This is a genomic window from Rhodococcus sp. T7 (assembly GCF_009872365.1).
GTDB lineage: Bacteria > Actinomycetota > Actinomycetes > Mycobacteriales > Mycobacteriaceae > Rhodococcus_F.
In genome coordinates this window covers 1-20,551 of the sequence record NZ_WXYH01000031.1, presented here as the reverse complement: position 1 = coordinate 20,551, position 20,551 = coordinate 1, and the positions used below count along the sequence as shown (strand labels likewise).

Genomic DNA, 20,551 nt, shown 5'->3' with positions numbered 1-20,551 from the left:
GGGATTGTCGTCCAGATCCCCAGGTGAGCGGCAAAGCGTGCCGGGGCACACTTTGGCACTCACCTGGGGGAGTCACCTCGCGGTCGACAGAATCCTGCGCAGGCGCTCGATGGCGCGCTCGGTGGCGGGACGATCCTTCGCGACGAGTTGGTGCATGATGAAGCCTTCGATCGCCGAGTACACCAGCAGGGTCAGATCTTCGTCGGCGGTGATGCCCAGTCGGGTCAGTGCCTGGGACGTCGCCTCGATGTACGTCGCGTACAGCAGTTTCACGTGCGGGTCGAGGCGCGGCGTCCGCCGGGACTCGAGCATCAGCTCATATTGGAAGACCTGCAGGTCGGGGTCGCGGGCGACGAGGTCCGTGAGGTGCTCGACGAAGTGGTCGAGTGACGACCCGTCGGCGATGTCGGCGAAGACGCTCGCGCTGTTGTCCAGCGCGTACCGGAGTGCGGCGTCGACGAGGGCGTCCGTCGACGCGAAACGCTGCCGGACCGCCTCGTCCGTGAGGCCCGCCTCCGCGGCGACGGCCCGGATCGTCAGGCCGCGCAGGCCGTCGCGGGCGATCACGGAAACTGTCGCGAGGACCGTGTCGAGACCCGGACCGCCGGGGAGCGCCGCAGTGCGCGGTCGCCGATCGGCGAGCGTCACGACTCGCCGTTCCCGTGGGCCGCAAGCCATCTCATCCCCGGCTCGCGGGTACGGCTGATGCCCTTGTACTCGGCCATGTCCACCGGAAGGTCCTCGAGGACCTTGTACAGCCGTGCACCCCACTCCGGGACGGACGCGACATCGCGCAGCGGCAACAGGTAGGTGCGGATGAGGAACATGACGGCGCCGGAGTGCGCGAGCCGGATCAGATGCTGCACTTCGGTTCTCAGGAACAGTCGGTCGCCGACCTCGTCGAGCGGTCCGTCGGCGAGGGTGCGACGGTCCTTCCCCCACTCCGGATAGGTTTCGGTCGACGTGTCGAGTTTGCCGTCGACGGTCAGCGTCCAGTTGGTGCGCCGGTAGCTCTGGCCGGGTTCGAGCCGCATCAGGAAGTTGTGGGCGCGGGTGATGATCTTCTCGCTGTGGATACGGGGGACGGGGCCGTGGATCTCGAGGAAGCTCATCCCGACGTCGAATCCGAAGGACCAGTCCGCCGCGAACGTCACGAGTCCGGCGTCGCCCCACAGCTGTCCCTCACGCTGGTCGAGCAGCACGACGTCTTCCTGGATCTGGCCGCAGATATACATCAGTGGCGGCGCCGGCAGCGTGGCGAGGTCGCCGAACACGAAGCTGTGCTCGATCCCGAGGAGGTCGTTCCGCCAGAACCAGCTGTCGCCGCGACGTTCGAGGGCCATGGTGTCGGGGTATTCGGCGGCGAGGGTGCGCATCAGGGTGAGCATCGCGTCCCAGGCGGCCGGGACCATGTGCGGCAGGCACTGGTGCCGCGACGGGTCAGCGGTGAGGATTCGTTCGCGCTCGGCAAGTTCCTCGTGGTACCGGGAATCGATGGCCAAGTGCGTGGTGCCCCAACGTCCCGCCACGGTCGTAGCGGTGTTCCCGGCGGGCTCGACGTTGGTGCTGTAGCGGTACTGGTCGCGGGGAAAGGGGAAGGGAAAACGCGCGGTGCGTGAGTCGGTCGAGGTCACAGTTCCAGCTCCAATCGGTCTCCTACGGCCCGTGACACGCACGGCATGATCGAATCCCCGGACGCCTTCTCCTCGTCGGTGAGGAACAGGTCGCGGTGCTCGACCTCGCCGCCGCGGACCGACAGACGGCATTCGCCGCACACGCCCTGGCGGCACAGGTTCGGGACGGTGATTCCCTTGTCCAGCAAGGCTTCGAGAAGGCTGGTGCCCGACGGGACGGGGACGATCATCCCGGTGCGTCCGATCTTGGCGGCGAACGGGTTTCCTTCGGGCAGCGGGCCTGCACCGAACGCCTCCGAGTGCACCCGGCCCGGTGGCCAGCCGCACTCGCGGGCCCACTCCGCGACCGCGGCGATCATCGGCGCGGGTCCGCACGTGTAGACGTGGGTGCCGAGGGGCTGATCCCCCAGCTTGGGAAGCAGGGCTTCGCGCAGTTCTTCGGGGGTGGACACCGTGACGAGCCGGTCGCCGCACAGCGCCGCCAGTTCGTCGGCATGCGCCCCCTGACGGTCGCGGAAGGAGTAGATCACCTCGAACGACCGACCCCATTCGAGGGCGGCCCGCACGTGCGACAGGATCGGGGTGACGCCGATCCCACCCGCGACCAGGATGTGGTGCCGGGCGTTGAGGATCGGCGCGAACGCGCTGCGCGGACGGCTCACCCGGACGGTCTGCCCCGGCTGCAGGTCGTGGACCCAGCGCGAACCGCCGTGGCCGTTCTCGTCGAGCCGGACCGAGATCGCGTAGTGGTCCGGCTCGATCGACGGCCCCGTCAGCGAGTACGAGTTGTGCCGGCCCTCGGCCCAATTCACTGCGATATGGCTGCCCGGGGTGAATGTCGGCAGGGCGCGGCCGCCCTCGTCCGCGAGGACGACGTGCCGGACGCCCGGGCACAGTACTCGGGCCTCGCGCACCGTCAGGGTGAGCGTGCCGGTAACTCCCTCGCCCGGAACCGTTTCGAGCACCATGGTCATGGCAGTTCCTCCGCGTCGGCTCGGTAACCCAGGTACGCGCTGTGGCGCCGGGAGAAGTGGTAGTAGACGGTCAGCTCTTCGGAACACCCCGTGCACGGCGTCTGCCCGCCGACGGCCACCGGGACGTTCGGCGACGTCGTGTGGCAGTGCGCGCAGTACACGTCGCGTACGCGCGTGTCCCCGTCGCTGATCACGGCGGCGATCTCCGCGGGCAACGCACCCGCGGAGATCAGGCGGGAGCGCACCGCCCCCACCGTCCGCTCGGAACCCGCCACCACGAATCGCCATCCGATACGCGCCTCGGACAGCAGGTCGTCGAGCCCGGACCCGCCGACCTTTTCGACGATGAACGTGCGAGTCGGTACCGGGGCGACCCGCTCGGACAGTTCGCGCAGCGCTCGATCACTGACCGAACCGTCCGAGACGAGCACGTAGCAGGTGACGCGAGCGCCGGCCGCCAGGTCGTCGACGGCCGAGTAATCGGACCGCCACCGGGGGACGCTCGTCGACCTCATCGAGACGGCCATCGCGGATCAGGGCGCGAAGGAACGGTGGCCGACGAAATAGGCCAGCGCGCGGTCGGGCGTGGTGAAGCGGATGCGCGACCCCTTGGGGAAGAAGATCGCATCCTTCGCCTTCGCTACCTCGACCTGGCCGGTGTCGAGGTTCTCCAGGGTGAACTCGCCTTCGAGAACGACCTTCATCTCGTCGTACGCGTAGTAGTAGTCGAGCGGGGCGTCGGTGCGCTGGAGTTCGAAGTAGCCGGCCGACATCTCGGAGCCGTCCGGGTTGGCGAAGACGTCGTCGATGTATCCCTTGGTGCCCGGGTACTCCGCGACCGGCATCTGCGGCAGGTTCTCGTGGAATCCGGCGGTGACGCGGAACGGAACGGCGGTGGGCTTGTCGGTCGTGGTCATGGAGTCTCCTGTGAGAGGCGATGAGGGTGCTGAAGAGCGAATCCCCTTCGTGAAACTTGGGGTAGCAACAGGAAACCACATCGCATATTTCCACGGCGTAAATCTCGTCGGCTGCCCGGAAAGTGTGCAGTTCAGGACCGCATTGTCGCGCGGAATGCTCAGCTGGGCGGCGGATTTTGGTGATTCGGCCACAACATTGCCGTAACGCGACGGACATAGTAGAACTGTTTCATAGTGAACAACAGCGATTCATGAGGTGAAACGAACCGCTACCGAAGCCACCAGAGCCCGACCCTCCGGCCGAATGAAGGAAGCAACGTGACAGAGACAGCAAAGTTCGTGATCGTCGGTGGAGGACTCGAGGGTCTCGCCATCGCGTGGTCGCTCGCGGACCGAGGCGAGACCGATGTCCTGGTCCTCGAGCGCGACACCTTGTGCTCGGGCATGACCGGCAAGTCGTCCGGCGTGGTCCGTTGCCACTACGGGACGCCGTCGCTGGCGGCGATGTCCTGGTACGGCGTCGACATCTTCACCCGGGCCACCGAGATCTTCGGCGACGACATGGCGTTCCGTCAGTGCGGATACGTCGTCGGCGTCGGGGAGAACAACATCGACCCGCTCAAGGCGAACGTCGCGATGATGCAGGGACTCGGCATCGACGTCGACTACATCGGACACGACAAGATGGCCGAGCTGTGGCCGGGGCTGCACCTCGACGACTTCGCCGCCTTCGCGTACGAGCCGCTCGGGGGCCGCGGCGAGGCGTACATGGCCGGTATGGCGTTCGGCGCGTCCGCCCGCAAGCTGGGCGTCACGATCCGTCAGAGCGCGCCGGTGGCGTCGCTGCTGCAGAACGCCGACGGCCGCGTCTACGGCGTGACCCTGGGTAACGGCGACGAGGTGCACGCCGAGCACGTGATCCTCGCAACCGGCCCGTGGGCGCCCGAACTCGGTGCCGGAGTCGGTGTCGACATCCCGGTGAAAGCCCAACGCGCGCAACTCGTCCTGATCGACCAGGGCGTGCCGACGCCGGAGGTGCCGGTGCTGTCGGACCTCGCCGGACTGCAGTACATCTGCCGCGAACCCAACGGCGAACTGCTCGTCGGGAACAGCGACCATGCCGCGCCCGAATACATCGACCCCGACAAGTACAGCAACCGCGCGGACGACAGCACCATCGAGAAGAACATCATGAAGCTGAGCAACCGGCTGCCGGAGATGCCGGACCCGCGCATCACGTCGTCGTACGTCGGGGCGTACGACGTCACCCCCGACTACAACCCGATCATCGGGCCCGCGCCCGTCGACGGACTGTTCCTGGCCACCGGGTTCTCCGGTCACGGATTCAAGATCTCACCCGCGGTCGGGCGCCTCGTCGCCGACATGCTGCTCGACGACGGCAAGACCACGCTCCCGAACGTCGAGCCGTCCGACTTCCGCTACTCGCGCTTCGAGGAGGGCGACCTCCTCTTCAGCCTGCACCCCTACGAGGGCGCCGGCGAGATGCGCTGACCCACAGACCACCTCACCCGCAGACCACCAGTTCAGGAGCTCCCCATGGCTGTCGACACTGCTGACGCGTTCACCGCGCAGAACATCGTGACATCCCCACCGCAGACCTTGTCCGAGGTGGCCCGGGCCACCGGAACCACCTTCATCCTCGCCCTGTTCGTCACCCTGTCCGGGAAACCGTGCGCCAAACTCGTCCCGATCGAGGCCGTCGAGCAACTTCAGGACGACGGCGTGGGCTTCGCCGGCTACGCGGCCGGGCACATGGGCCAGGAACCCAAGGACTCCGATCTCGTTGCCGTGCCCGACGTCTCGTCGTTCACGCCGATCCCGTTCGTGAAGCCCGGCCTGGCGATCGTGCACTGCGACCCCCACGTGGAGGGCACACCGTGGCCGTATGCGCCGCGGGTGATCCTGAAGGAGACGCTGAAGAAGGCGGCCGAACTCGGTCTGTCCGTCAACGTCGGCGCGGAGATCGAGTACTTCCTCGTCAACCGCACCGGCGACGGTCCCCTCACCACCGCGGACACCGACGACGTCAGCCGTCAGCCGTGTTACGACGCCCGCGACGTCACCCGGATGTACGACCACCTCACCGAGGTGTCGCAGGCCATGAACACGCTCGGGTGGGGCAACTACGCCAACGACCACGAGGACGGCAACGGGCAGTTCGAGCAGAATTTCGACTACGCCGACGCGATGACCACCTCGGATCGGGTGATCACCGCCCGGTACCTGTTGTCGGTGATCGCCGAGAAGCGGGGCATGAAGGCCACATTCATGCCGAAGCCGTTCTCTGATCGCACCGGGTCGGGCATGCACCTGCACCTGTCGCTGTGGAACGACGCCGGTTCGGTGTTCCCGGACGGTGACGACCCCAGGGGGCTCGGACTGTCGAAGACGGCGTACGCGTTCATCGCCGGCATCCTGGAACATGCGTGCGCGCTGCAGGGGGTGATCGCCCCGACCGTCAACTCCTACAAGCGAACCGGTGCCACCTCGACGAGCAGCGGCGCCACCTGGTCGCCGCGGTACGCCACGTACGGTGGCAACGACCGCACCCACTATCTTCGGGTGCCGGACAAGAACCGGGTGGAACTGCGCGGCGGCGACGGCTCCGCCAACCCCTATCTCGCCGCGGCCACCGCCATCGCCGCCGGCCTGGACGGCATCGCCCGCGACCTCGACCCGGGCACCCCCGGATCCGGTGACAGCCCCAGCGACATGCTGCCGATGACGCTGCTGCACGCGATGGACGCACTGGAATCGGATCCGATCGTGACGGGCGCCCTGGACGTCGCGGGCCCCGGCGTCGCCGAGTACTTCGCGAAACTCAAGCGCGAGGAGTTCTTCGCCTGGCACAACACCGTCTCCCCCTGGGAACTCGACCACTACCTGACAGCGTTCTGACAGACCTCCCGAAAGGAGACATCCATGTGTGGAATCGTCGGACTTCACCTGCGTGAGCCGTCCCTCTACCCACAACTCGGCGCCCTGCTCACCGACATGCTCGCGCAGATGTGCGACCGTGGACCGGACTCGGCCGGGATGGCCATCTACGGCGACCGCACCTGGTCACCGGAAGGGGAGTCGACGGTCTCGCTGCTCGACTGCCCCATCCCCGCAGCGGATCTCGCCGCGACGCTGTCATCCACCCTCGACACGACGATCACCGGACTCGACCTGAACCCGACCACGATCCTGCACGGCGTCTTCGGCGCGGAGGACCTCGCGGCGGCCGTGCGCAGCCTCGTCCCCACGGCCCGGGTCATCGGCTTCGGCGACGATCTCACCGTCCTCAAGGGCGTCGGGAACCCCGTCGACCTGGCGAACCGGTTCGGGCTGCCCGCCGCGACCGGCTGGCAGGGCGTCGCCCACACCCGGATGGCCACCGAATCCGCCGTCACCGCCGAGGGTTCGCACCCGTTCTCCGTCGGCCCCGACGAGTGCCTGGTGCACAACGGGTCCTTCTCGAACCACATGAGCATCAAGCACCAACTCGAGCGCGACGGCGTCGTGTTCGACAGCGCCAACGACACCGAGGTCGGGGCGCGGTTCGTCGCCAAGCAACTCGCCGAGGGCGTCGACCTCGAGAAGGCGCTGCTCATGCTCAACGAGACGTTCGACGGCTTCTACACCCTCCTCGTCTCCACCGCCGACTCGTTCGCCGTGGTCCGCGACGCCATCTCCTGCAAGCCCGCCGTCATCGCCGAGACCGACCAGTGGGTCGCGATGGCCTCCGAATACCGCGCCCTGGCGAACCTGCCCGGCGTCGACAACGCCCGAATCTTCGAGCCCGAACCGGAAGAGGTGTACGTATGGCACCGGTAGCCACCACCGAAGCAACCGTCCTGGACCTCGCCTCGTCGAGCACCAGGGCCGTCAACGAGCGGCTCACCTCACCCGAGGCGCCGAGGACGGTCACCGTCACCGGCCCCCAGGGTGCGCACGCTCTCGCCTGCGGCCTCGACTCCGGCATCGACGTCACCATCGAGGGCCACGTCGGCTACTACTGCGCCGGCATGAACCAGCAGGCGACGGTGACGGTGACCGGGAACGCCGGTGTCGGGGTCGCCGAGAACATGATGTCGGGGACGGTGCACGTCAAGGGCGACGCGTCGCAGTCCGCGGGCGCCACCGCCCACGGCGGACTGCTCGTGATCGACGGGAACGCCGCCGCCCGCTGCGGCATCTCGATGAAGGGCGTCGACATCGTCGTCGGCGGCAACATCGGGCACATGTCCGCGTTCATGGGTCAGGCCGGACGTCTCGTCGTCCTCGGCGATGCCGGCGAGGCCCTCGGCGACTCGCTGTACGAGGCCCGGATCTACGTCCGCGGCACCGTCGCCTCCCTCGGCGCCGACTGCATCAAGAAGGAGATGCGCGACGAGCACCTGACGGAACTGCGGGAACTGCTGGACCAGGCCGGTTTCGACGCCGACCCGTCCGAGTTCACCCGCTACGGCTCCGCCCGCCAGCTCTACAACTTCCACGTCGACAACGCCAGCGCCTACTAGGAGACCCGCCATGAACACCCCGAACCCGGCCCTGCGCGAATCGGCGACCTTCGACCGCGGCGTCATCTCCGAGATCCAGCGGGCCGCCGAGACCGGCATCTACGACATCCGCGGCTGGGGCGCCAAGCGCAAGCTGCCCCACTTCGACGACCTGCTGTTCCTCGGGGCGTCGATGTCGCGGTACCCGCTCGAGGGGTACCGGGAGAAGTGCGACACCGACGTCGTCCTCGGCGACCGCAACGCGAAGTTCCCACTGCACCTGGACATCCCGATCACCATCGCCGGCATGAGCTTCGGCGCGCTGTCCGGGCAGGCGAAGGAAGCCCTCGGCCGCGGCGCCAGCGAGGTCGGCACGTCCACCACCACCGGTGACGGCGGCATGACCCCCGAGGAGCGGGGGCAGTCGAAGAACCTCGTCTACCAGTACCTGCCGTCGCGGTACGGGATGAACCCCGACGACCTCCGCAAGGCCGACGCCATCGAGATCGTCCTCGGTCAGGGCGCCAAGCCCGGCGGCGGCGGAATGCTGCTGGGGCAGAAGATCACCGAACGCGTCGCCGGAATGCGCACCCTACCCATGGGCGTCGACCAGCGGTCGGCTTGCAGGCACCCCGACTGGACCGGCCCCGACGACCTCGCCATCAAGATCATCGAACTGCGCGAGATCACCAACTGGGAGAAGCCGATCTACATCAAGGTCGGTGCCACCCGCACCTACTACGACGTGAAGCTCGCCGTGAAGGCCGGCGCCGACGTCGTCGTCGTCGACGGCATGCAGGGCGGCACCGCCGCCACCCAGGACGTGTTCATCGAGCACGTCGGCATCCCCACCCTCGCCGCGATCCCGCAGGCGGTCCAGGCGCTGCAGGAACTCGGCGTGCATCGAAAAGTGCAGCTCATCGTGTCGGGTGGGATCCGCAGCGGCGCGGACGTCGCGAAGGCCATGGCCCTCGGTGCGGACGCCGTCGCGATCGGCACCGCCGCCCTGATCGCGTTGGGCGACAACAGCCCCCGCTACGCCAGGCAGTACGAGGAACTCGGCTCCGCCGCCGGGTTCTACGACGACTTCCAGGCCGGCAAGGACCCCGCCGGGATCACCACCCAGGACCCGGAACTGTCGAAGAATCTCGACCCGGTCGAAGGCGGCCGCCGGCTCGCGAACTACCTGCGGGTGCTCACGATGGAGGCGCAGACCCTCGCCCGCGCCTGCGGCAAGTCGCACCTGCGCAATCTCGAACCCGAGGACCTCGTGGCCCTCACCGTCGAGGCATCCGCCATGGCCCGCGTGCCCCTCGCCGGAACCACCTGGATTCCGGGAGCACTGTAGGCGGCTCCGCCGCCCGTGCGCCTTTTTGGTAGCTGGAACAACCAGAAAGGCGCACGGGTGCGAAGCGCCCGAACTACGAGTAGAGGACCCAATACATGACTTCGTTCGATTCGCTGTGGGCGACCATTCTCGACGTGGGACAGCACAAGTCGACGCGCGGGTACCGCCGCTTCGCGTGGAACGACGCCGACCTGACGCTGCGCGAATGGTTCGGCGACTGCGCCCGGCAGCGGGGGATGAGCGTCGAGGAGGACCGCAACGGCAACCTGTGGGCCTGGTGGATGCCCGAGGGGTGGTCGGGTGATCCGCGCGACGCGTTCGTCACCGGGTCGCACCTCGACTCCGTGCCCGACGGCGGCGCCTACGACGGACCTCTCGGGGTCGTGTCGGCGTTCGCGGCGATCGACCTCGTGCGGGCGAGGGGGATCGTGCCGACGCGTCCGGTGGCGGTCACGGCGTTCTCCGACGAGGAGGGTGCCCGGTTCGGTGTCGCCTGCGTCGGTTCGCAGTTGTCGACCGGGGCGGTGCCACCCGCCCGCGCCCTCGCGCTGCGGGACAACGACGGCATCAGCCTCGGCGAGGCACTGATCTCCGCCGGCCGCGACCCGCACCATCTCGGCGAGGACCCCGGACTCGTCGACCGCGTCGGCGTGTACGTCGAACTGCACGTTGAGCAGGGGCGAGCCCTCGACCTGATCGACAGCCCCATAGCCGTGGCCTCGTCGATCTGGCCGCACGGCCGGTGGCAATTCGTGTTCTCCGGGGAAGCCAACCACGCAGGCGCCACCCGGCTGGTCGACCGCCGCGACCCGATGCTCGCGTTCGCGTCCTCGGTCCACACCGCACGGTCCGCCGCGACGCTGCACGAGGCGGTCGCCACGTTCGGTAAGGTGCGGGTACTACCCAACGGCGCCAATGCCATTCCGTCGGAGGTGCGCGCGTGGCTCGACGCCCGGGCCGCCGACGAGGAGACGCTGACGAGACTGGTGCAGCAGATCACCGCCGAGGCGCAGGCCTACGCGGCCGCCGACGGCATCGGTCTCGAGGTCGACGCCGAATCGGTCGCACCGATCGTCGAGTTCCCACGCGACACCCGGGAGCGACTACGCCGCTCCCTCGCTCACCTCGGCGACATCCCCGTCCTGCCCACCGCGGCCGGGCACGACGCCGGAATCCTGTCGGCGAAGGTGCCCACCGCGATGATGTTCGTCCGCAACCCCACCGGGGTGTCGCACTCACCCGACGAGTTCGCCGAGACCGACGACTGCAATCGGGGCGCGGAGGCGCTCGCGGACGTGATGGCCGACTGGGTGACCGCCTGACCCCCAGGTGAGTGGCAATGCGTGCCGGGGCACTCTTTGCCACTCACCTACGGGCGCCACTCCTCGAGCTGCTCGACGGCGGTGTTCGCTACCGCGACAGCTTCGTCGCGGTCGACCCGCGACAGCAGGAGGGCGCTGACGGACAGGGACGTCAGGAGCCGGGCCCGGTGCTGCAGGGTGGCGGACGAGGCGTCGGGGTCGTGGGCGCGGAGTGCGTGGGTGAGTGCTGTGGACAGTTCACGCTGGTAGCTCTCGACGACGGACCGTTGCGCGTCGTCGTGTGCGGCGAAACCGGCGGCACTGTTGAGGAGCAGGCAGCCGCGACCGGGGGCGTCGTCGGGGAGGGCGGCGAGGGCGTCCGCGAGGCTGCGGTAATAGCGCGAGGCGGCGTCGGAGCGGGTCGGCTCGTCGGTCAGGATGCGCAGTCGGGGGCGCACCACCCGGTCCAGGTAGTCGTGGACGGCGGCGTCGAAGAGTCCGCGTTTGCTGGTGAACGCGTTGTACAGGCTCGACCGATTCAAACCGGTGACGCGCTCGAGGTCGGGTATCGAGGTTGCTTCGAAGCCTTTGTCCCAGAACAGGTCGCGGGCCCGGCCGACCACTTCGGCCGTGTCGAAGTCCTGCGTGCGCGGCATGACGATCCTCACTCGTGGTTGTGAAACGACCATTTCAGTATATATTGAAATGGTCAGTTCAGAACGAGGAGGAGCTTCGGATGGTTGCCGCGGGTCTTGTTCTTGCCGCACTCGCCAGTGCGCTGCACGTCTACATCTTCGTGCTCGAATCCGTCCTCTGGACCGCTCCGCGCACCCGCGCGACATTCGGGACCAGTGCCGAGGAAGCCGCCGCCACCCGGGAGCTTGCCTTCAACCAGGGCTTCTACAACCTCTTCCTGGCGATCGTGACGGCAGTCGGCATCGTCGCCGTCGCCATCGGCGCGACCGCGGTCGGATCGGCTCTCGTGTTCGCCGGCGCGGGCTCCATGCTGCTCGCGGCGCTCGTGCTCCTGCTGTCGTCGCCCGACAAGGCTCGCGCGGCGATCACCCAGGGGACGTTGCCGCTGCTCGCCGTAATCCTCCTCGCGCTCGGACTGGCGCTGTGACCTCAGAAGTATCGAAAGGAACACCATGACGCCGAGCACCCAGATCCAGCTGATCAATCGCCCGGTGGGCTGGCCCACCCAGGACGACTTCCGCACCGCCACCGTCGAACTGCCCGCACTCGGGCCCGAGCAGGTACGCGTGCACAACGAGTTCGTCTCGGTCGACCCCTACATGCGCGGCCGGATGAACGACGTGAAGTCGTACATCCCGCCGTTCGTGCTGGGCGAGACGATGACCGGCGGCGCCGTCGGTCGCGTCGTCGAATCCACCGCCGCCACCCATCCGGTCGGCTCGGTGGTGGTCCACGACCTCGGGTGGCGCGACGTCGCGCAGGGCAACGCCCTGGCGTTCCGCGTGGTCGAAGAGATTCCGGGAGTGCCGATCTCGGCGTACCTGGGCATTCTCGGCCTGACCGGGCTCACCGCCTACGTCGGCCTCGTGCACATCGCCCACCTGAAGGCCGGCGACGCGGTGTTCATCTCCGGAGCCGCGGGAGCGGTGGGGACCGCCGCCGGGCAGATCGCGCGACTCGAGGGCGCGTCCCGCGTCATCGGATCCGCCGGGTCCGCGGAGAAGGTCGCGCTGCTGACCGACCGGTACGGATACGACGCCACCTTCGACTACAAGCAGGCACCGGTGCGCGAGCAACTCCGCGGACTCGCGGGTGACGGCATCGACGTCTACTTCGACAACGTCGGCGGCGACCACCTCGAGGCTGCCCTCGACGTCATGCGCCCCGGCGGGCGGGCGGCACTGTGCGGCGCGATCGCGGCGTACAACGCCACCGAGCGCACGCCCGGCCCCGACAACATGGTGAACATCATCAGCCGCGGGCTCACCCTCGAGGGCTTCACCCTCGGCAACTACACGCACGTGTTCCCCGAGTTCGCCGCCAAGATGGGACCGTGGCTCGCGTCCGGCGACGTGGTGCACGACGAGACCGTCGTCGACGGCATCGAGAACTCGGTCGACGCGTTCCTGCAGCTCATGCGCGGCGCGAACGTCGGGAAGATGCTGGTCAAGATGGCGTAGCCGCCCGTGCGCCTTTCTGGTAGCTGGAGCAACCAGAAAGGCGCACAGGCGTCAGCCCCGGGCCTCCGCGTACCGCTCGCGCACGTCGGGTGCCGGGTCGGCGTCGAAGCGCCGGGTGGACGTCTGGCTCCACTGGGGCGGCTCCGGGGTCCCGGCCAGGGTCCAGGCCGCCTGACGGCACGCGCCGATGGCGACGTATTCCGCCGGCCTGGGTACGAGGACCGGCGCCCCGAAGATGGCGGGCGCGAGTTCGCACAGCGCCTGTGAACGGGCACCGCCGCCGACGAGGAGGATGCGACGCACCGTGACGCCCTGGGCGATCAGGTGGTCGATGCCTTCCGCCAGGCCGCACAGCAGCCCCTCGACTGCCGCGCGGGCGAGGTGGGCGGGCGTCGAATTCGCCAGCCGCAGACCGTGAACGGAGCCGGTGGCGTCGGGGCGGTTGGGGGTGCGTTCGCCCTCGAGGTACGGCACCATCACCAGGCCGCCGCTGCCGGACGGCGCCGACAGCGCCAGCCGCGACAGCTCGTCGTGATCGACCCCCAGCAGTGAGGCGGTCGCGTCGAGGACCCGGGCGGCGTTCAGCGTGCACACGAGCGGCAGCTGGCGTCCGGTGGCGTCGGCGAATCCGGCGACGAAACCGCCCGGATCGTTCGCCGGTGTCACGGACACCGCGGACACGACCCCCGACGTTCCCACGGACACGACGACGTCGCCTTCCCGCGCGTCGAGAGCGAGGGCGGCGGCGGCGTTGTCTCCGGTGCCCGGTCCGACGGCGGCACCCCAGCGGGTCTCACCGATCCGCTCGGCCGGTCCGGCGACCCGTGGCACGGCGGCCGTGCGCCCCCGCAGCGCCATCGACAGCAGGTCGGGACGGTAGGAATCCGTTGCGGCGGAGAAGTATCCGGTTCCGCTGGCGTCGCCGCGGTCGGTGGTCAGGGTGCCGAGGTCGGATCGGCCGGTGAGCTGCCAGGCGAGCCAGTCGTGGGGCAGGCACACCGCGGACGTCCGGTCTGCGTTCGCCGGTTCGGTATCGGCGAGCCAGCGCAGCTTGCTGACGGTGATTGCCGCGAGGGGCACGACACCCACGGCGTCGGCCCACGCGTCCGGACCGCCGAGGTCGTCCACCAGTTGCGCGGCGGCGCCGGCGGAGCGAGTGTCGTTCCACAGCAACGCCGGCCGAACGACCGTCCCGGTGTCGTCGAGGCACACCATGCCGTGCTGTTGCGCTCCGACCGACACCGCCGCGACGTCGTCGAGTCCACCGGCGGCGGCGACGGCGCTGTCGAGGGCCTCCGCCCACGCCTGCGGATCGACCTCGGTGCCGTCCGGATGCGACGCCCTGCCCTCCCGGACGAGGTCACCGGTCGCGGCGTCGCAGACGATCACCTTGCACGACTGGGTGGACGAATCGATGCCCGCGACGAGGGTCATTGCCGAACGCCCGCCGCGCGATCCAGCGTTTCACGGGTGGGGAGGTCCGCCCCGGCGCGCGCGACCGTGAGACCCGACATCAGCACGGCGTTGTCGAGCACGTTGCGCAGTTCGTCCGGACCGATCGCGTGGAGGGCGGCGCGGCTCTCCGCGCCGAGAAATCCGTGCGACCAGAATCCGTCGAGGAGTCCGGCCATGAAGGCGTCGCCCGCGCCGACGGTGTCGACCACCTCGACGTCGCGTGCCGCGACCTCGACGAGTCCGGCCGCGCAGACCGCGAAGGCGCCCTCCGCGCCCTTCGTCACCGCGACCATCGCCGGGCCGCGGGCCAGCCACTCTCTGGCGATGGCGACCGGATCCCGGTCGGGGTCGTACCAGTGGAGGTCCTCGTCGCTGACCTTGACGATGTCCGAGATCGCCACGAGGTGCTCGATCCGCTGCCGGGCGCGGGCCCGGTCGGTGATCAGCACCGGTCGCACGTTGGGGTCGTAGCTGATGGTCGCCGAGGTACGGCGGCGGTCGAGCATGTCGGCGACGACGTCGCATCCGGGTTCCAGCACGGCGGCAATGGAACCGGTGTGCACGAGGGACGGGGCCGACGCACCGCTGGGGGAGGGGAGATCCCAGTCGAGGTCGAACTCGTAGGTGGCGGATCCGGCGGCGTCGAGGGTGGCGTGCGCGGTCGCGGTGCGCTGCGCGGTGACGCTGCCCGCCGCGAGGCTCACCCCCGACTGCTCGAGATGCCGGACGATCGCAGCACCCCGGGTGTCGTCGCCGATCCGGGTGACGAATTCGACCGGACGCCCGAGCCTGCCGAGACCGACCGCGACGTTGAGCGGGCTGCCGCCGACGTATTCGGTGGTGGTGCCGTCGCTCGCGGTGACGATGTCGACGAGGGCTTCACCGATGATCAGACTCATGACTGCACCTTCTCACGCAGGGCCGCGAGTGTCTTCCGCGCGCCGACGGAGTGCAGTGAGTCCAGCGCCCAGAGATACGCGGTGACGAAACGCGGGTTGTCGGCGAGATCGCCGAAGACGGAACGGTTCTCGATGAACGCCGTGCGGTTGTTGCGCTGGCTGCGCGCGATCGGCACGAGGGAGTCCTTCAGCTGGTCGACGACATCGATGGGTTCGCCGTCCTCGTCGACGCCCTCGGCGTACCGGGCCCAGCTCGCCACGATCGCGGCCGACAGGCGGACGTGCCGGTCGGCCACTAGATTCTCGCGGATCACCGGCAGCAGCCATTTCGGGATGCGGTCGGACGATTCGGCACACAGGCGGGCGACGGTGTCGCGGATCTCGGGATTGGAGAAGCGCTCGATGAGCGTGCGCTTGTACTCGTCGAGGTCGACCCCGGGCACCGGCGCCAGGGTGGGCGTGGCCTCGTCGTCCATGTACGCCAGCAGGAAGTCGGCGAAGAGGGGATCCTGGGCGACGTCGTGCACGAGCCGGTACCCGGCCAGGTATCCGAAGTAGCAGAGGCCCTGATGGCTGGCGTTGAGCAGGCGCAGTTTCATCAATTCGTACGGCTCGACGTCGTCGACCACCTGCACGCCGACGTCCTCGAACGCGGGGCGGCCGAGCGGGAACGCGTCCTCGAGAACCCACGACGTGAACGGCTCCGCCGCAACGGGCCACCGGTCGTCGACGCCGAAGCGCGACGACAACGCGTCCGTCACTTCGGGGGTGGTCACCGGCGTGATGCGGTCGACCATGGAGTTGGGGAACGACGTCTCGGCGCGCATCCACTCGGCGAGGTCCGGGTCCTTCAACTCCGCGTACGCCAGGAACATCCGGCGGGCCACGTCGCCGTTGCCCTGAATGTTGTCGCAGGACATGACGGTCGGCGACGGCAACCTGCGCGCGCGGCGCCGGGACAGGGCCTCCACGACGAGTCCGAACGTGGTCCGCGGGACGGCGCCGTCGGTGAGATCGTGCACGACGTCGGGGTTCTCCGCATCGAACTCGCCCGTGTCGTGGGTGAAGTTGTAGCCGCCCTCCGTGATCGTCAGCGAGACGATCCGGGTGGTCTCCGCGGCGATCTTCTCGATGACCGCCTCGGGGTCGTCGGGGGCGAGAAGGTAGTCGACGATGGATCCGATGACGCTCACGTCCCAGGTGCCGTCGGCGTGCCGCAGCGCCAGCGTGTACAGGCCGTCCTGTGCGTCGAGGACGTCCTTCATGCGCCGGTCGCCGGGCAGGACGCCGACCCCGCAGATGCCCCAGTCGCGCGCCTGACCACGCCGCAGCAAGCGGTCGACGTACATCGCCTGGTGCGCCCGGTGGAATCCGCCGACACCGAAATGCACTATGCCCACGGTGATGTCGTCGCGATCGTAATTCGGCACCTGCACGGTGTCGTCGAGGTGCGGCAGTGCCTGCGCGCTCAGTTGCATCGGTCTCTCCTCATTCCTGGACGCGTACGACGGCCTTGAGGCTGCCCGGCGCCCGGTCTGCGTTCAGTGCTTGCTCCGCTTCGGCGAGCGGAAATCTTCCGGTGACCATCGAATCGAGGTCGACCCGCCCGGACCGCGCCAGCGCGATCGCCGTCGGCCAGGTGTTGGCGTAGCGGAACACCCCGGTCAGCACCAACTCTCGATTCTGGATGGTCTGGACGGGCAGCGTCATCTCGGGGGCGCCCATGCCCACCAGCACGACGGTTCCCGCGGGCCGCACCGCCCGGATGCCGGCCAGGACCGCGCTCGGGGCGCCGGATGCATCGACGAACGCATCCACGTGCAGTCCCGCGACGTCCTGTTCGCGCGGGTCGAGCACCACGGTGGCGCCGAATTTCGTTGCGACGTCGCGTCGCTGAGAGTCGAGGTCCGAGACGATGACCTCGGTGGCACCGAACGCGAGGGCGGTCTGCGCCGTCGCGATCCCGATCGGTCCCGCGCCCGCGATCAGCACCCGGGAACCCGCCGTGACGCCGGCCTTGCGGGTGGTGGCGATGGCCACGGACAGCGGTTCGCACAGTGCGGCCGCGTCCTCGGACATCTCGTCGGGAACCGGATGCGCGAAGGCCGCTCCGATGGTGACGTACTCGGCCAGCGCGCCGTCGATCGGCGGGGTGGCATAGAACTGCATGTGCGGGCACAGGTTGTAGAGACCGCGCCGGGATTCGTCGGTGTCCGGGTCGGGGCGCTGCGGTTCGATGGAGACTCGCTGTCCGATGCGTGCCGCCGGGACGCCGGTGCCGACGCCCACGACCGTGCCCGACGCCTCGTGTCCCAGCACGATCGGCTGGTCGACCACGAACTCACCGATCCGGCCCTCGCGGTAGTAGTGGGCGTCCGATCCGCAGACGCCGACCGAGGCGACGCGGACCAGCACGTCACCCGGACCGGGAGTCGGCACGGGGCGTTCCCGGATCTCGATCACGCCCGGCTCGACGAGCACGCTGGCACGCATCGTCCTGGGGATATCCGAAGGGAGTGTTGTGTGGGTCACACTTCGATGCTAGCGTATTGAGCAGAAGAACGCATAGTGATCATTTGCTCACGGATTCCCGAGGCGCCGAGGACACACTCGACGGGCCCGGGATCATGGCGAGGAGAACCAGTGACGTCCCCCAATCCGACGGCCCCGGCGCCGTCTCTCATCGCGGCACCACCGCCGTCCACGACCGAGGATCTGCGCCTCGCGTTGCGTGCTGCAACGCTGTACTACCTCGACGGAATGACCCAGGCCGAGGTCGCCACCCGTCTCGGCGTCTCCCGCCCGACCGCGGGACGGCTGGTGGCGCGAGCTCGCGCGCAGGGCCTGGTGCGCATCGAGGTGCAGGCTCCCGCGCATCTGCGTGACGCGCTGCGTTCGGACGAGGAGCGCGCGCTCGAGGAGAAGTTCGGACTCCTCGAGGCGGTGGTGGTCGCCGATTCCGTCGACGCCACCGGAGCGATCGACGACCACAACAGCTTCGCCGGCGTCGGGCGCGCCGCCGCGTCCCTGCTGGTTCGCCGGATCCGGGAAGGCGACACCCTCGGATTCACGTGGGGGCCGGAGACGGTCGCCGTTGCGCAGGGCCTGCCGTCCGGCGCGGCCACGTGCGCTTCCGTCGTCCAGCTCGACGGCTCGGTGAGTGCGATCAACTACCAGACCGGAACGGAGTACGTCCTCGGTCGATGCGCAGAGCAGCTGCAGGCCAACACTGTTCGGCTCCCCGTTCCCCTGTACGCGGACGCGTCGACTGTGGTATCCATGCGGGGCGACTCCGTCATCTCCAAGGCGCTCGAGGCGGGCCGGACCGCGGAGATGATGATGTTCGGCACGGGCGCCGTCTCGACGTCGACCACCCTGTTCGAAGGCAGCTTCATCGACACGGACATGCTGTCCGTGCTCACCGGCCTCGGGGCGGTCGGCGAGGTCGGTGGCCGCTTCTACCGGCTCGACGGAACCGAGGTCGGCGGCCCACTGGACGAACGGGCCATGTCCGTTCCGCTCGACGACATCCGCGCGTGCGGGGGATCGATCCTCGTCACGGGTGGCGTCGCCAAACACCAAGCGGCACTGGGTGCCCTCCACGGCGGACTGGCCAAGATGCTGGTCTGCGACATCGAATGCGCGCGTTGGCTGCTCGATCAGTAGCACCACGCAAGAGAGGTGAAGATCGGTGAAGAAACACAGGAAACCGGCGACGATGCTGGTAGCCGGAGCGGGGGTTCTCTCCCTCGCGCTCAGCGGATGTGCGGGCGCCGGATCGCTGGGCGCCTCGGACCAGACCATCACCATCGCGATGGTCTCCAACTCGCAGATGCAGGACGCCCAGAAACTCGCCTCGCAGTTCGAGGCGGAGAATCCCGACATCGACCTGAAATTCGTCACACTGTCGGAGAACCAGGCGCGCGCGAAGATCACGGCATCCACCGCGACCGGCGGCGGCGAGTTCGACGTCGTGATGATCAGCAACTACGAGACCCCGCAGTGGGCGCAGTACGGCTGGCTGAAGAATCTGTCGGAGTACGCCCAGGCGACGGAGGGCTACGACGAGGCCGACTTCATCCCCACCCTGCGGGAGTCGCTGTCCTACGACGGGAGCATGTACTCGGTGCCGTTCTACGGCGAGTCCTCGTTCCTGATGTACCGCAAGGACCTGTTCGAGCAGGCCGGAATCACCCTGTCGGAGAAGCCGACCTGGACCGAGGTCGCCGCGGCGGCGAAGCAACTCGACTCCGAGGACATGGCCGGCATCTGCCTGCGCGGCAAGCCCGGCTGGGGTGAACTGCTGGCACCGCTCGACACCGTCATCAACACGTTCGGTGGCCGCTGGTTCGACGAGGACTGGAACGCCCAGCTGACCAGCCCCGAGGTGGAACGCGCGGTCCAGTTCTACGTCGACCTGGTGCGCGAGTACGGCGAGCCGGGAGCCGCGACGAGCGGCTTCGGCGAGTGCGCCACGCAGTTGTCTCAGGGGCAGGTGGCGATGTGGTACGACTCGACGTCCGCAGTCTCCACGCTCGAGGATCCGTCGTCGAGCGCCGTCGTCGGCAAGATCGGGTATGCACCCGCACCCATCGACGTGAAGGACAACTCCGGCTGGCTGTACAGCTGGGCGCTCGGAATCCCCGAGAGCAGCGAGAACCCCGATGCGGCCTGGAAGTTCATTTCGTGGATGACCGACAAGCAATACATACGCACGGTCGGTGAGGATCTCGGCTGGGAGCGGGTGCCTCCGGGCAGCAGGCTCTCGACCTACGAGATTCCCGAGTACAAGGAGGCCTCGGCGGCGTACGGACCGCTGACGCTCGACGCGATCGAGAACGCGACCCCGGAAGCTCCTACCGTGCAACCGGTTCCGTACACGGGCGTGCAGTTCCTGGCGATCCCCGAGTTCCAGGATCTCGGAACCCGCGTCAGCCAGCAGATCAGCGCGGCGATCGCAGGCCAGCAGACCGTGCCCGAGGCGCTCGCCCAGGCACAGCAGTACGCCGAGGTGGTCGGCGCGACCTATCGGGAGGAACGATGACAACCATCGCCGAGAAACCCACCGCGGGCGGCACCTCCGACCGGGTGCGTGAATTGCGGGAGGCCAAGGACGACAGCGTCTCCCGGGCCGAGGGCTGGCGTCGCCGGGGGCCGTTGCTGCCCGCATTGATCTTCATGATCGTGGTGACCCAGATCCCGTTCCTGTTCACGCTGTACTATTCGACGCAGTCCTGGAACCTGGTGCGGCCGGGTTCCCGTGAGTTCGTCGGGCTGCAGAACTACGCGGACGTGTTCCAGGACAGCCAGTTCCGTGAGGTCGCGGTCAACACCGTGATCCTCATCGTCGGGACGGTGTTGA

Annotated in this window: 20 protein-coding genes and 1 pseudogene; 11 read left to right on the top strand and 10 right to left on the bottom strand. The window is 68.6% G+C overall.

Annotation, left to right across the window (positions count from 1 at the left end; genetic code table 11):
• Positions 1–72 precede the first annotated feature (72 nt).
• Genes MLGJGCBP_RS04620 through MLGJGCBP_RS04600 form a run of 5 tightly spaced genes read right to left on the bottom strand, consistent with a single transcriptional unit; the run spans position 73 to position 3,525 of the window.
• On the bottom strand, positions 73–648 hold the full coding sequence (locus MLGJGCBP_RS04620) for a TetR/AcrR family transcriptional regulator (RefSeq protein WP_160094226.1): 576 nt from the start codon (positions 646–648) through the stop codon (positions 73–75).
• Positions 645–1,634 (bottom strand): heme-dependent oxidative N-demethylase family protein, encoded by a 990-nt coding sequence (locus MLGJGCBP_RS04615; protein WP_160094225.1) that lies wholly within the window; start codon positions 1,632–1,634, stop codon positions 645–647. The genes MLGJGCBP_RS04620 and MLGJGCBP_RS04615 overlap by 4 nt, the downstream gene beginning before the upstream one ends.
• Positions 1,631–2,608, bottom strand: a complete 978-nt coding sequence (locus tag MLGJGCBP_RS04610) for a PDR/VanB family oxidoreductase (protein WP_160094224.1) — start codon at positions 2,606–2,608, stop codon at positions 1,631–1,633. Before MLGJGCBP_RS04610 ends, MLGJGCBP_RS04615 begins: the two co-directional genes overlap by 4 nt.
• Positions 2,605–3,123, bottom strand: coding sequence for a dimethylamine monooxygenase subunit DmmA family protein (locus tag MLGJGCBP_RS04605; protein WP_236580920.1), 519 nt, complete (start codon positions 3,121–3,123; stop codon positions 2,605–2,607). Before MLGJGCBP_RS04605 ends, MLGJGCBP_RS04610 begins: the two co-directional genes overlap by 4 nt.
• An 18-nt stretch (positions 3,124–3,141) precedes the next feature.
• Positions 3,142–3,525 carry a cupin domain-containing protein gene (locus MLGJGCBP_RS04600; RefSeq protein WP_072937021.1) on the bottom strand — a complete coding sequence of 128 codons (384 nt, stop codon included), beginning with the start codon at positions 3,523–3,525 and terminating at the stop codon, positions 3,142–3,144.
• 318 nt (positions 3,526–3,843) lie between these two features.
• Here MLGJGCBP_RS04600 and MLGJGCBP_RS04595 point away from each other — a divergent pair, with 318 nt between their 5' ends.
• The 6 genes from MLGJGCBP_RS04595 (at position 3,844) to MLGJGCBP_RS04570 (ending at position 10,700) form a co-directional block, all read left to right on the top strand.
• Positions 3,844–5,037: an NAD(P)/FAD-dependent oxidoreductase gene (locus MLGJGCBP_RS04595; protein ID WP_160094222.1), complete on the top strand. Its 1,194-nt coding sequence runs from the start codon at positions 3,844–3,846 to the stop codon at positions 5,035–5,037.
• Between the two features lie 45 nt (positions 5,038–5,082).
• Positions 5,083–6,444, top strand: coding sequence for a type III glutamate--ammonia ligase (glnT, locus tag MLGJGCBP_RS04590; RefSeq protein ID WP_160094221.1), 1,362 nt, complete (start codon positions 5,083–5,085; stop codon positions 6,442–6,444).
• Between the two features lie 24 nt (positions 6,445–6,468).
• Positions 6,469–7,365 carry a class II glutamine amidotransferase gene (locus tag MLGJGCBP_RS04585; protein WP_160094220.1) on the top strand — a complete coding sequence of 299 codons (897 nt, stop codon included), beginning with the start codon at positions 6,469–6,471 and terminating at the stop codon, positions 7,363–7,365.
• Positions 7,353–8,051: a protein glxC gene (locus tag MLGJGCBP_RS04580; protein ID WP_160094219.1), complete on the top strand. Its 699-nt coding sequence runs from the start codon at positions 7,353–7,355 to the stop codon at positions 8,049–8,051. The genes MLGJGCBP_RS04585 and MLGJGCBP_RS04580 overlap by 13 nt, the downstream gene beginning before the upstream one ends.
• Positions 8,052–8,061: 10 nt before the next feature.
• Complete coding sequence (locus MLGJGCBP_RS04575) at positions 8,062–9,378, top strand: FMN-binding glutamate synthase family protein (RefSeq protein ID WP_160094218.1); 1,317 nt, start codon at positions 8,062–8,064, stop codon at positions 9,376–9,378.
• A 95-nt stretch (positions 9,379–9,473) separates the two neighbouring features.
• Positions 9,474–10,700 carry an allantoate amidohydrolase gene (locus tag MLGJGCBP_RS04570; RefSeq protein WP_160094217.1) on the top strand — a complete coding sequence of 409 codons (1,227 nt, stop codon included), beginning with the start codon at positions 9,474–9,476 and terminating at the stop codon, positions 10,698–10,700.
• 47 nt (positions 10,701–10,747) lie between these two features.
• Here MLGJGCBP_RS04570 and MLGJGCBP_RS04565 read toward each other — a convergent pair whose 3' ends face one another.
• The gene (locus MLGJGCBP_RS04565; protein WP_160094216.1) at positions 10,748–11,335 is read right to left on the bottom strand and encodes a TetR/AcrR family transcriptional regulator; all 588 of its coding nucleotides are present in this window, start codon (positions 11,333–11,335) and stop codon (positions 10,748–10,750) included.
• A gap of 80 nt (positions 11,336–11,415) precedes the next feature.
• Here MLGJGCBP_RS04565 and MLGJGCBP_RS04560 point away from each other — a divergent pair, with 80 nt between their 5' ends.
• Positions 11,416–11,802, top strand: coding sequence for a DUF1304 domain-containing protein (locus MLGJGCBP_RS04560; RefSeq protein WP_087560373.1), 387 nt, complete (start codon positions 11,416–11,418; stop codon positions 11,800–11,802).
• A gap of 25 nt (positions 11,803–11,827) precedes the next feature.
• Positions 11,828–12,835: an NADP-dependent oxidoreductase gene (locus MLGJGCBP_RS04555; RefSeq protein WP_160094215.1), complete on the top strand. Its 1,008-nt coding sequence runs from the start codon at positions 11,828–11,830 to the stop codon at positions 12,833–12,835.
• A 51-nt stretch (positions 12,836–12,886) separates the two neighbouring features.
• Here the strand turns inward: MLGJGCBP_RS04555 and xylB are convergent, their stop codons facing one another.
• From xylB to MLGJGCBP_RS04535, 4 genes are read right to left on the bottom strand one after another with little or no spacing between them, the layout of a single operon-like run.
• On the bottom strand, positions 12,887–14,269 hold the full coding sequence (gene xylB / locus MLGJGCBP_RS04550) for a xylulokinase (protein WP_160094214.1): 1,383 nt from the start codon (positions 14,267–14,269) through the stop codon (positions 12,887–12,889).
• Positions 14,266–15,189 carry a carbohydrate kinase family protein gene (locus MLGJGCBP_RS04545; RefSeq protein WP_160094213.1) on the bottom strand — a complete coding sequence of 308 codons (924 nt, stop codon included), beginning with the start codon at positions 15,187–15,189 and terminating at the stop codon, positions 14,266–14,268. Before MLGJGCBP_RS04545 ends, xylB begins: the two co-directional genes overlap by 4 nt.
• Positions 15,186–16,667, bottom strand: coding sequence for a mannitol dehydrogenase family protein (locus tag MLGJGCBP_RS04540; RefSeq protein ID WP_160094212.1), 1,482 nt, complete (start codon positions 16,665–16,667; stop codon positions 15,186–15,188). The genes MLGJGCBP_RS04545 and MLGJGCBP_RS04540 overlap by 4 nt, the downstream gene beginning before the upstream one ends.
• Positions 16,668–16,677: 10 nt before the next feature.
• On the bottom strand, positions 16,678–17,682 hold the full coding sequence (locus MLGJGCBP_RS04535; RefSeq protein WP_160094211.1) for an NAD(P)-dependent alcohol dehydrogenase: 1,005 nt from the start codon (positions 17,680–17,682) through the stop codon (positions 16,678–16,680).
• Between the two features lie 150 nt (positions 17,683–17,832).
• Here MLGJGCBP_RS04535 and MLGJGCBP_RS04530 point away from each other — a divergent pair, with 150 nt between their 5' ends.
• The 3 genes and pseudogenes from MLGJGCBP_RS04530 to MLGJGCBP_RS04520 all read left to right on the top strand — a co-directional run.
• Positions 17,833–18,855 (top strand): sugar-binding transcriptional regulator, encoded by a 1,023-nt coding sequence (locus MLGJGCBP_RS04530; RefSeq protein ID WP_160094210.1) that lies wholly within the window; start codon positions 17,833–17,835, stop codon positions 18,853–18,855.
• 52 nt (positions 18,856–18,907) lie between these two features.
• On the top strand, positions 18,908–20,233 hold the full coding sequence (locus MLGJGCBP_RS04525; RefSeq protein ID WP_160094227.1) for an ABC transporter substrate-binding protein: 1,326 nt from the start codon (positions 18,908–18,910) through the stop codon (positions 20,231–20,233).
• Positions 20,230–20,551 (top strand): annotated as a pseudogene (locus tag MLGJGCBP_RS04520) (sugar ABC transporter permease); the annotation flags it as partial. The gene MLGJGCBP_RS04525 and the pseudogene MLGJGCBP_RS04520, both read left to right, overlap by 4 nt.

What these genes read in the sequence shown, in the direction of transcription:
- MLGJGCBP_RS04610 (WP_160094224.1), bottom strand. Translation starts at nt 2,608, where the DNA reads ATGACCATGGTGCTCGAAACGGTTCCGGGCGAGGGAGTTACCGGCACG.
- MLGJGCBP_RS04605 (WP_236580920.1), bottom strand. Translation starts at nt 3,123, where the DNA reads ATGAGGTCGACGAGCGTCCCCCGGTGGCGGTCCGATTACTCGGCCGTC.
- MLGJGCBP_RS04600 (WP_072937021.1), bottom strand. Translation starts at nt 3,525, where the DNA reads ATGACCACGACCGACAAGCCCACCGCCGTTCCGTTCCGCGTCACCGCC.
- glnT (WP_160094221.1), top strand. Translation starts at nt 5,083, where the DNA reads ATGGCTGTCGACACTGCTGACGCGTTCACCGCGCAGAACATCGTGACA.
- MLGJGCBP_RS04585 (WP_160094220.1), top strand. Translation starts at nt 6,469, where the DNA reads ATGTGTGGAATCGTCGGACTTCACCTGCGTGAGCCGTCCCTCTACCCA.
- MLGJGCBP_RS04580 (WP_160094219.1), top strand. Translation starts at nt 7,353, where the DNA reads ATGGCACCGGTAGCCACCACCGAAGCAACCGTCCTGGACCTCGCCTCG.
- MLGJGCBP_RS04575 (WP_160094218.1), top strand. Translation starts at nt 8,062, where the DNA reads ATGAACACCCCGAACCCGGCCCTGCGCGAATCGGCGACCTTCGACCGC.
- MLGJGCBP_RS04570 (WP_160094217.1), top strand. Translation starts at nt 9,474, where the DNA reads ATGACTTCGTTCGATTCGCTGTGGGCGACCATTCTCGACGTGGGACAG.
- MLGJGCBP_RS04565 (WP_160094216.1), bottom strand. Translation starts at nt 11,335, where the DNA reads ATGCCGCGCACGCAGGACTTCGACACGGCCGAAGTGGTCGGCCGGGCC.
- MLGJGCBP_RS04560 (WP_087560373.1), top strand. Translation starts at nt 11,416, where the DNA reads ATGGTTGCCGCGGGTCTTGTTCTTGCCGCACTCGCCAGTGCGCTGCAC.
- MLGJGCBP_RS04555 (WP_160094215.1), top strand. Translation starts at nt 11,828, where the DNA reads ATGACGCCGAGCACCCAGATCCAGCTGATCAATCGCCCGGTGGGCTGG.
- xylB (WP_160094214.1), bottom strand. Translation starts at nt 14,269, where the DNA reads ATGACCCTCGTCGCGGGCATCGATTCGTCCACCCAGTCGTGCAAGGTG.
- MLGJGCBP_RS04545 (WP_160094213.1), bottom strand. Translation starts at nt 15,189, where the DNA reads ATGAGTCTGATCATCGGTGAAGCCCTCGTCGACATCGTCACCGCGAGC.
- MLGJGCBP_RS04540 (WP_160094212.1), bottom strand. Translation starts at nt 16,667, where the DNA reads ATGCAACTGAGCGCGCAGGCACTGCCGCACCTCGACGACACCGTGCAG.
- MLGJGCBP_RS04535 (WP_160094211.1), bottom strand. Translation starts at nt 17,682, where the DNA reads ATGCGTGCCAGCGTGCTCGTCGAGCCGGGCGTGATCGAGATCCGGGAA.
- MLGJGCBP_RS04525 (WP_160094227.1), top strand. Translation starts at nt 18,908, where the DNA reads ATGCTGGTAGCCGGAGCGGGGGTTCTCTCCCTCGCGCTCAGCGGATGT.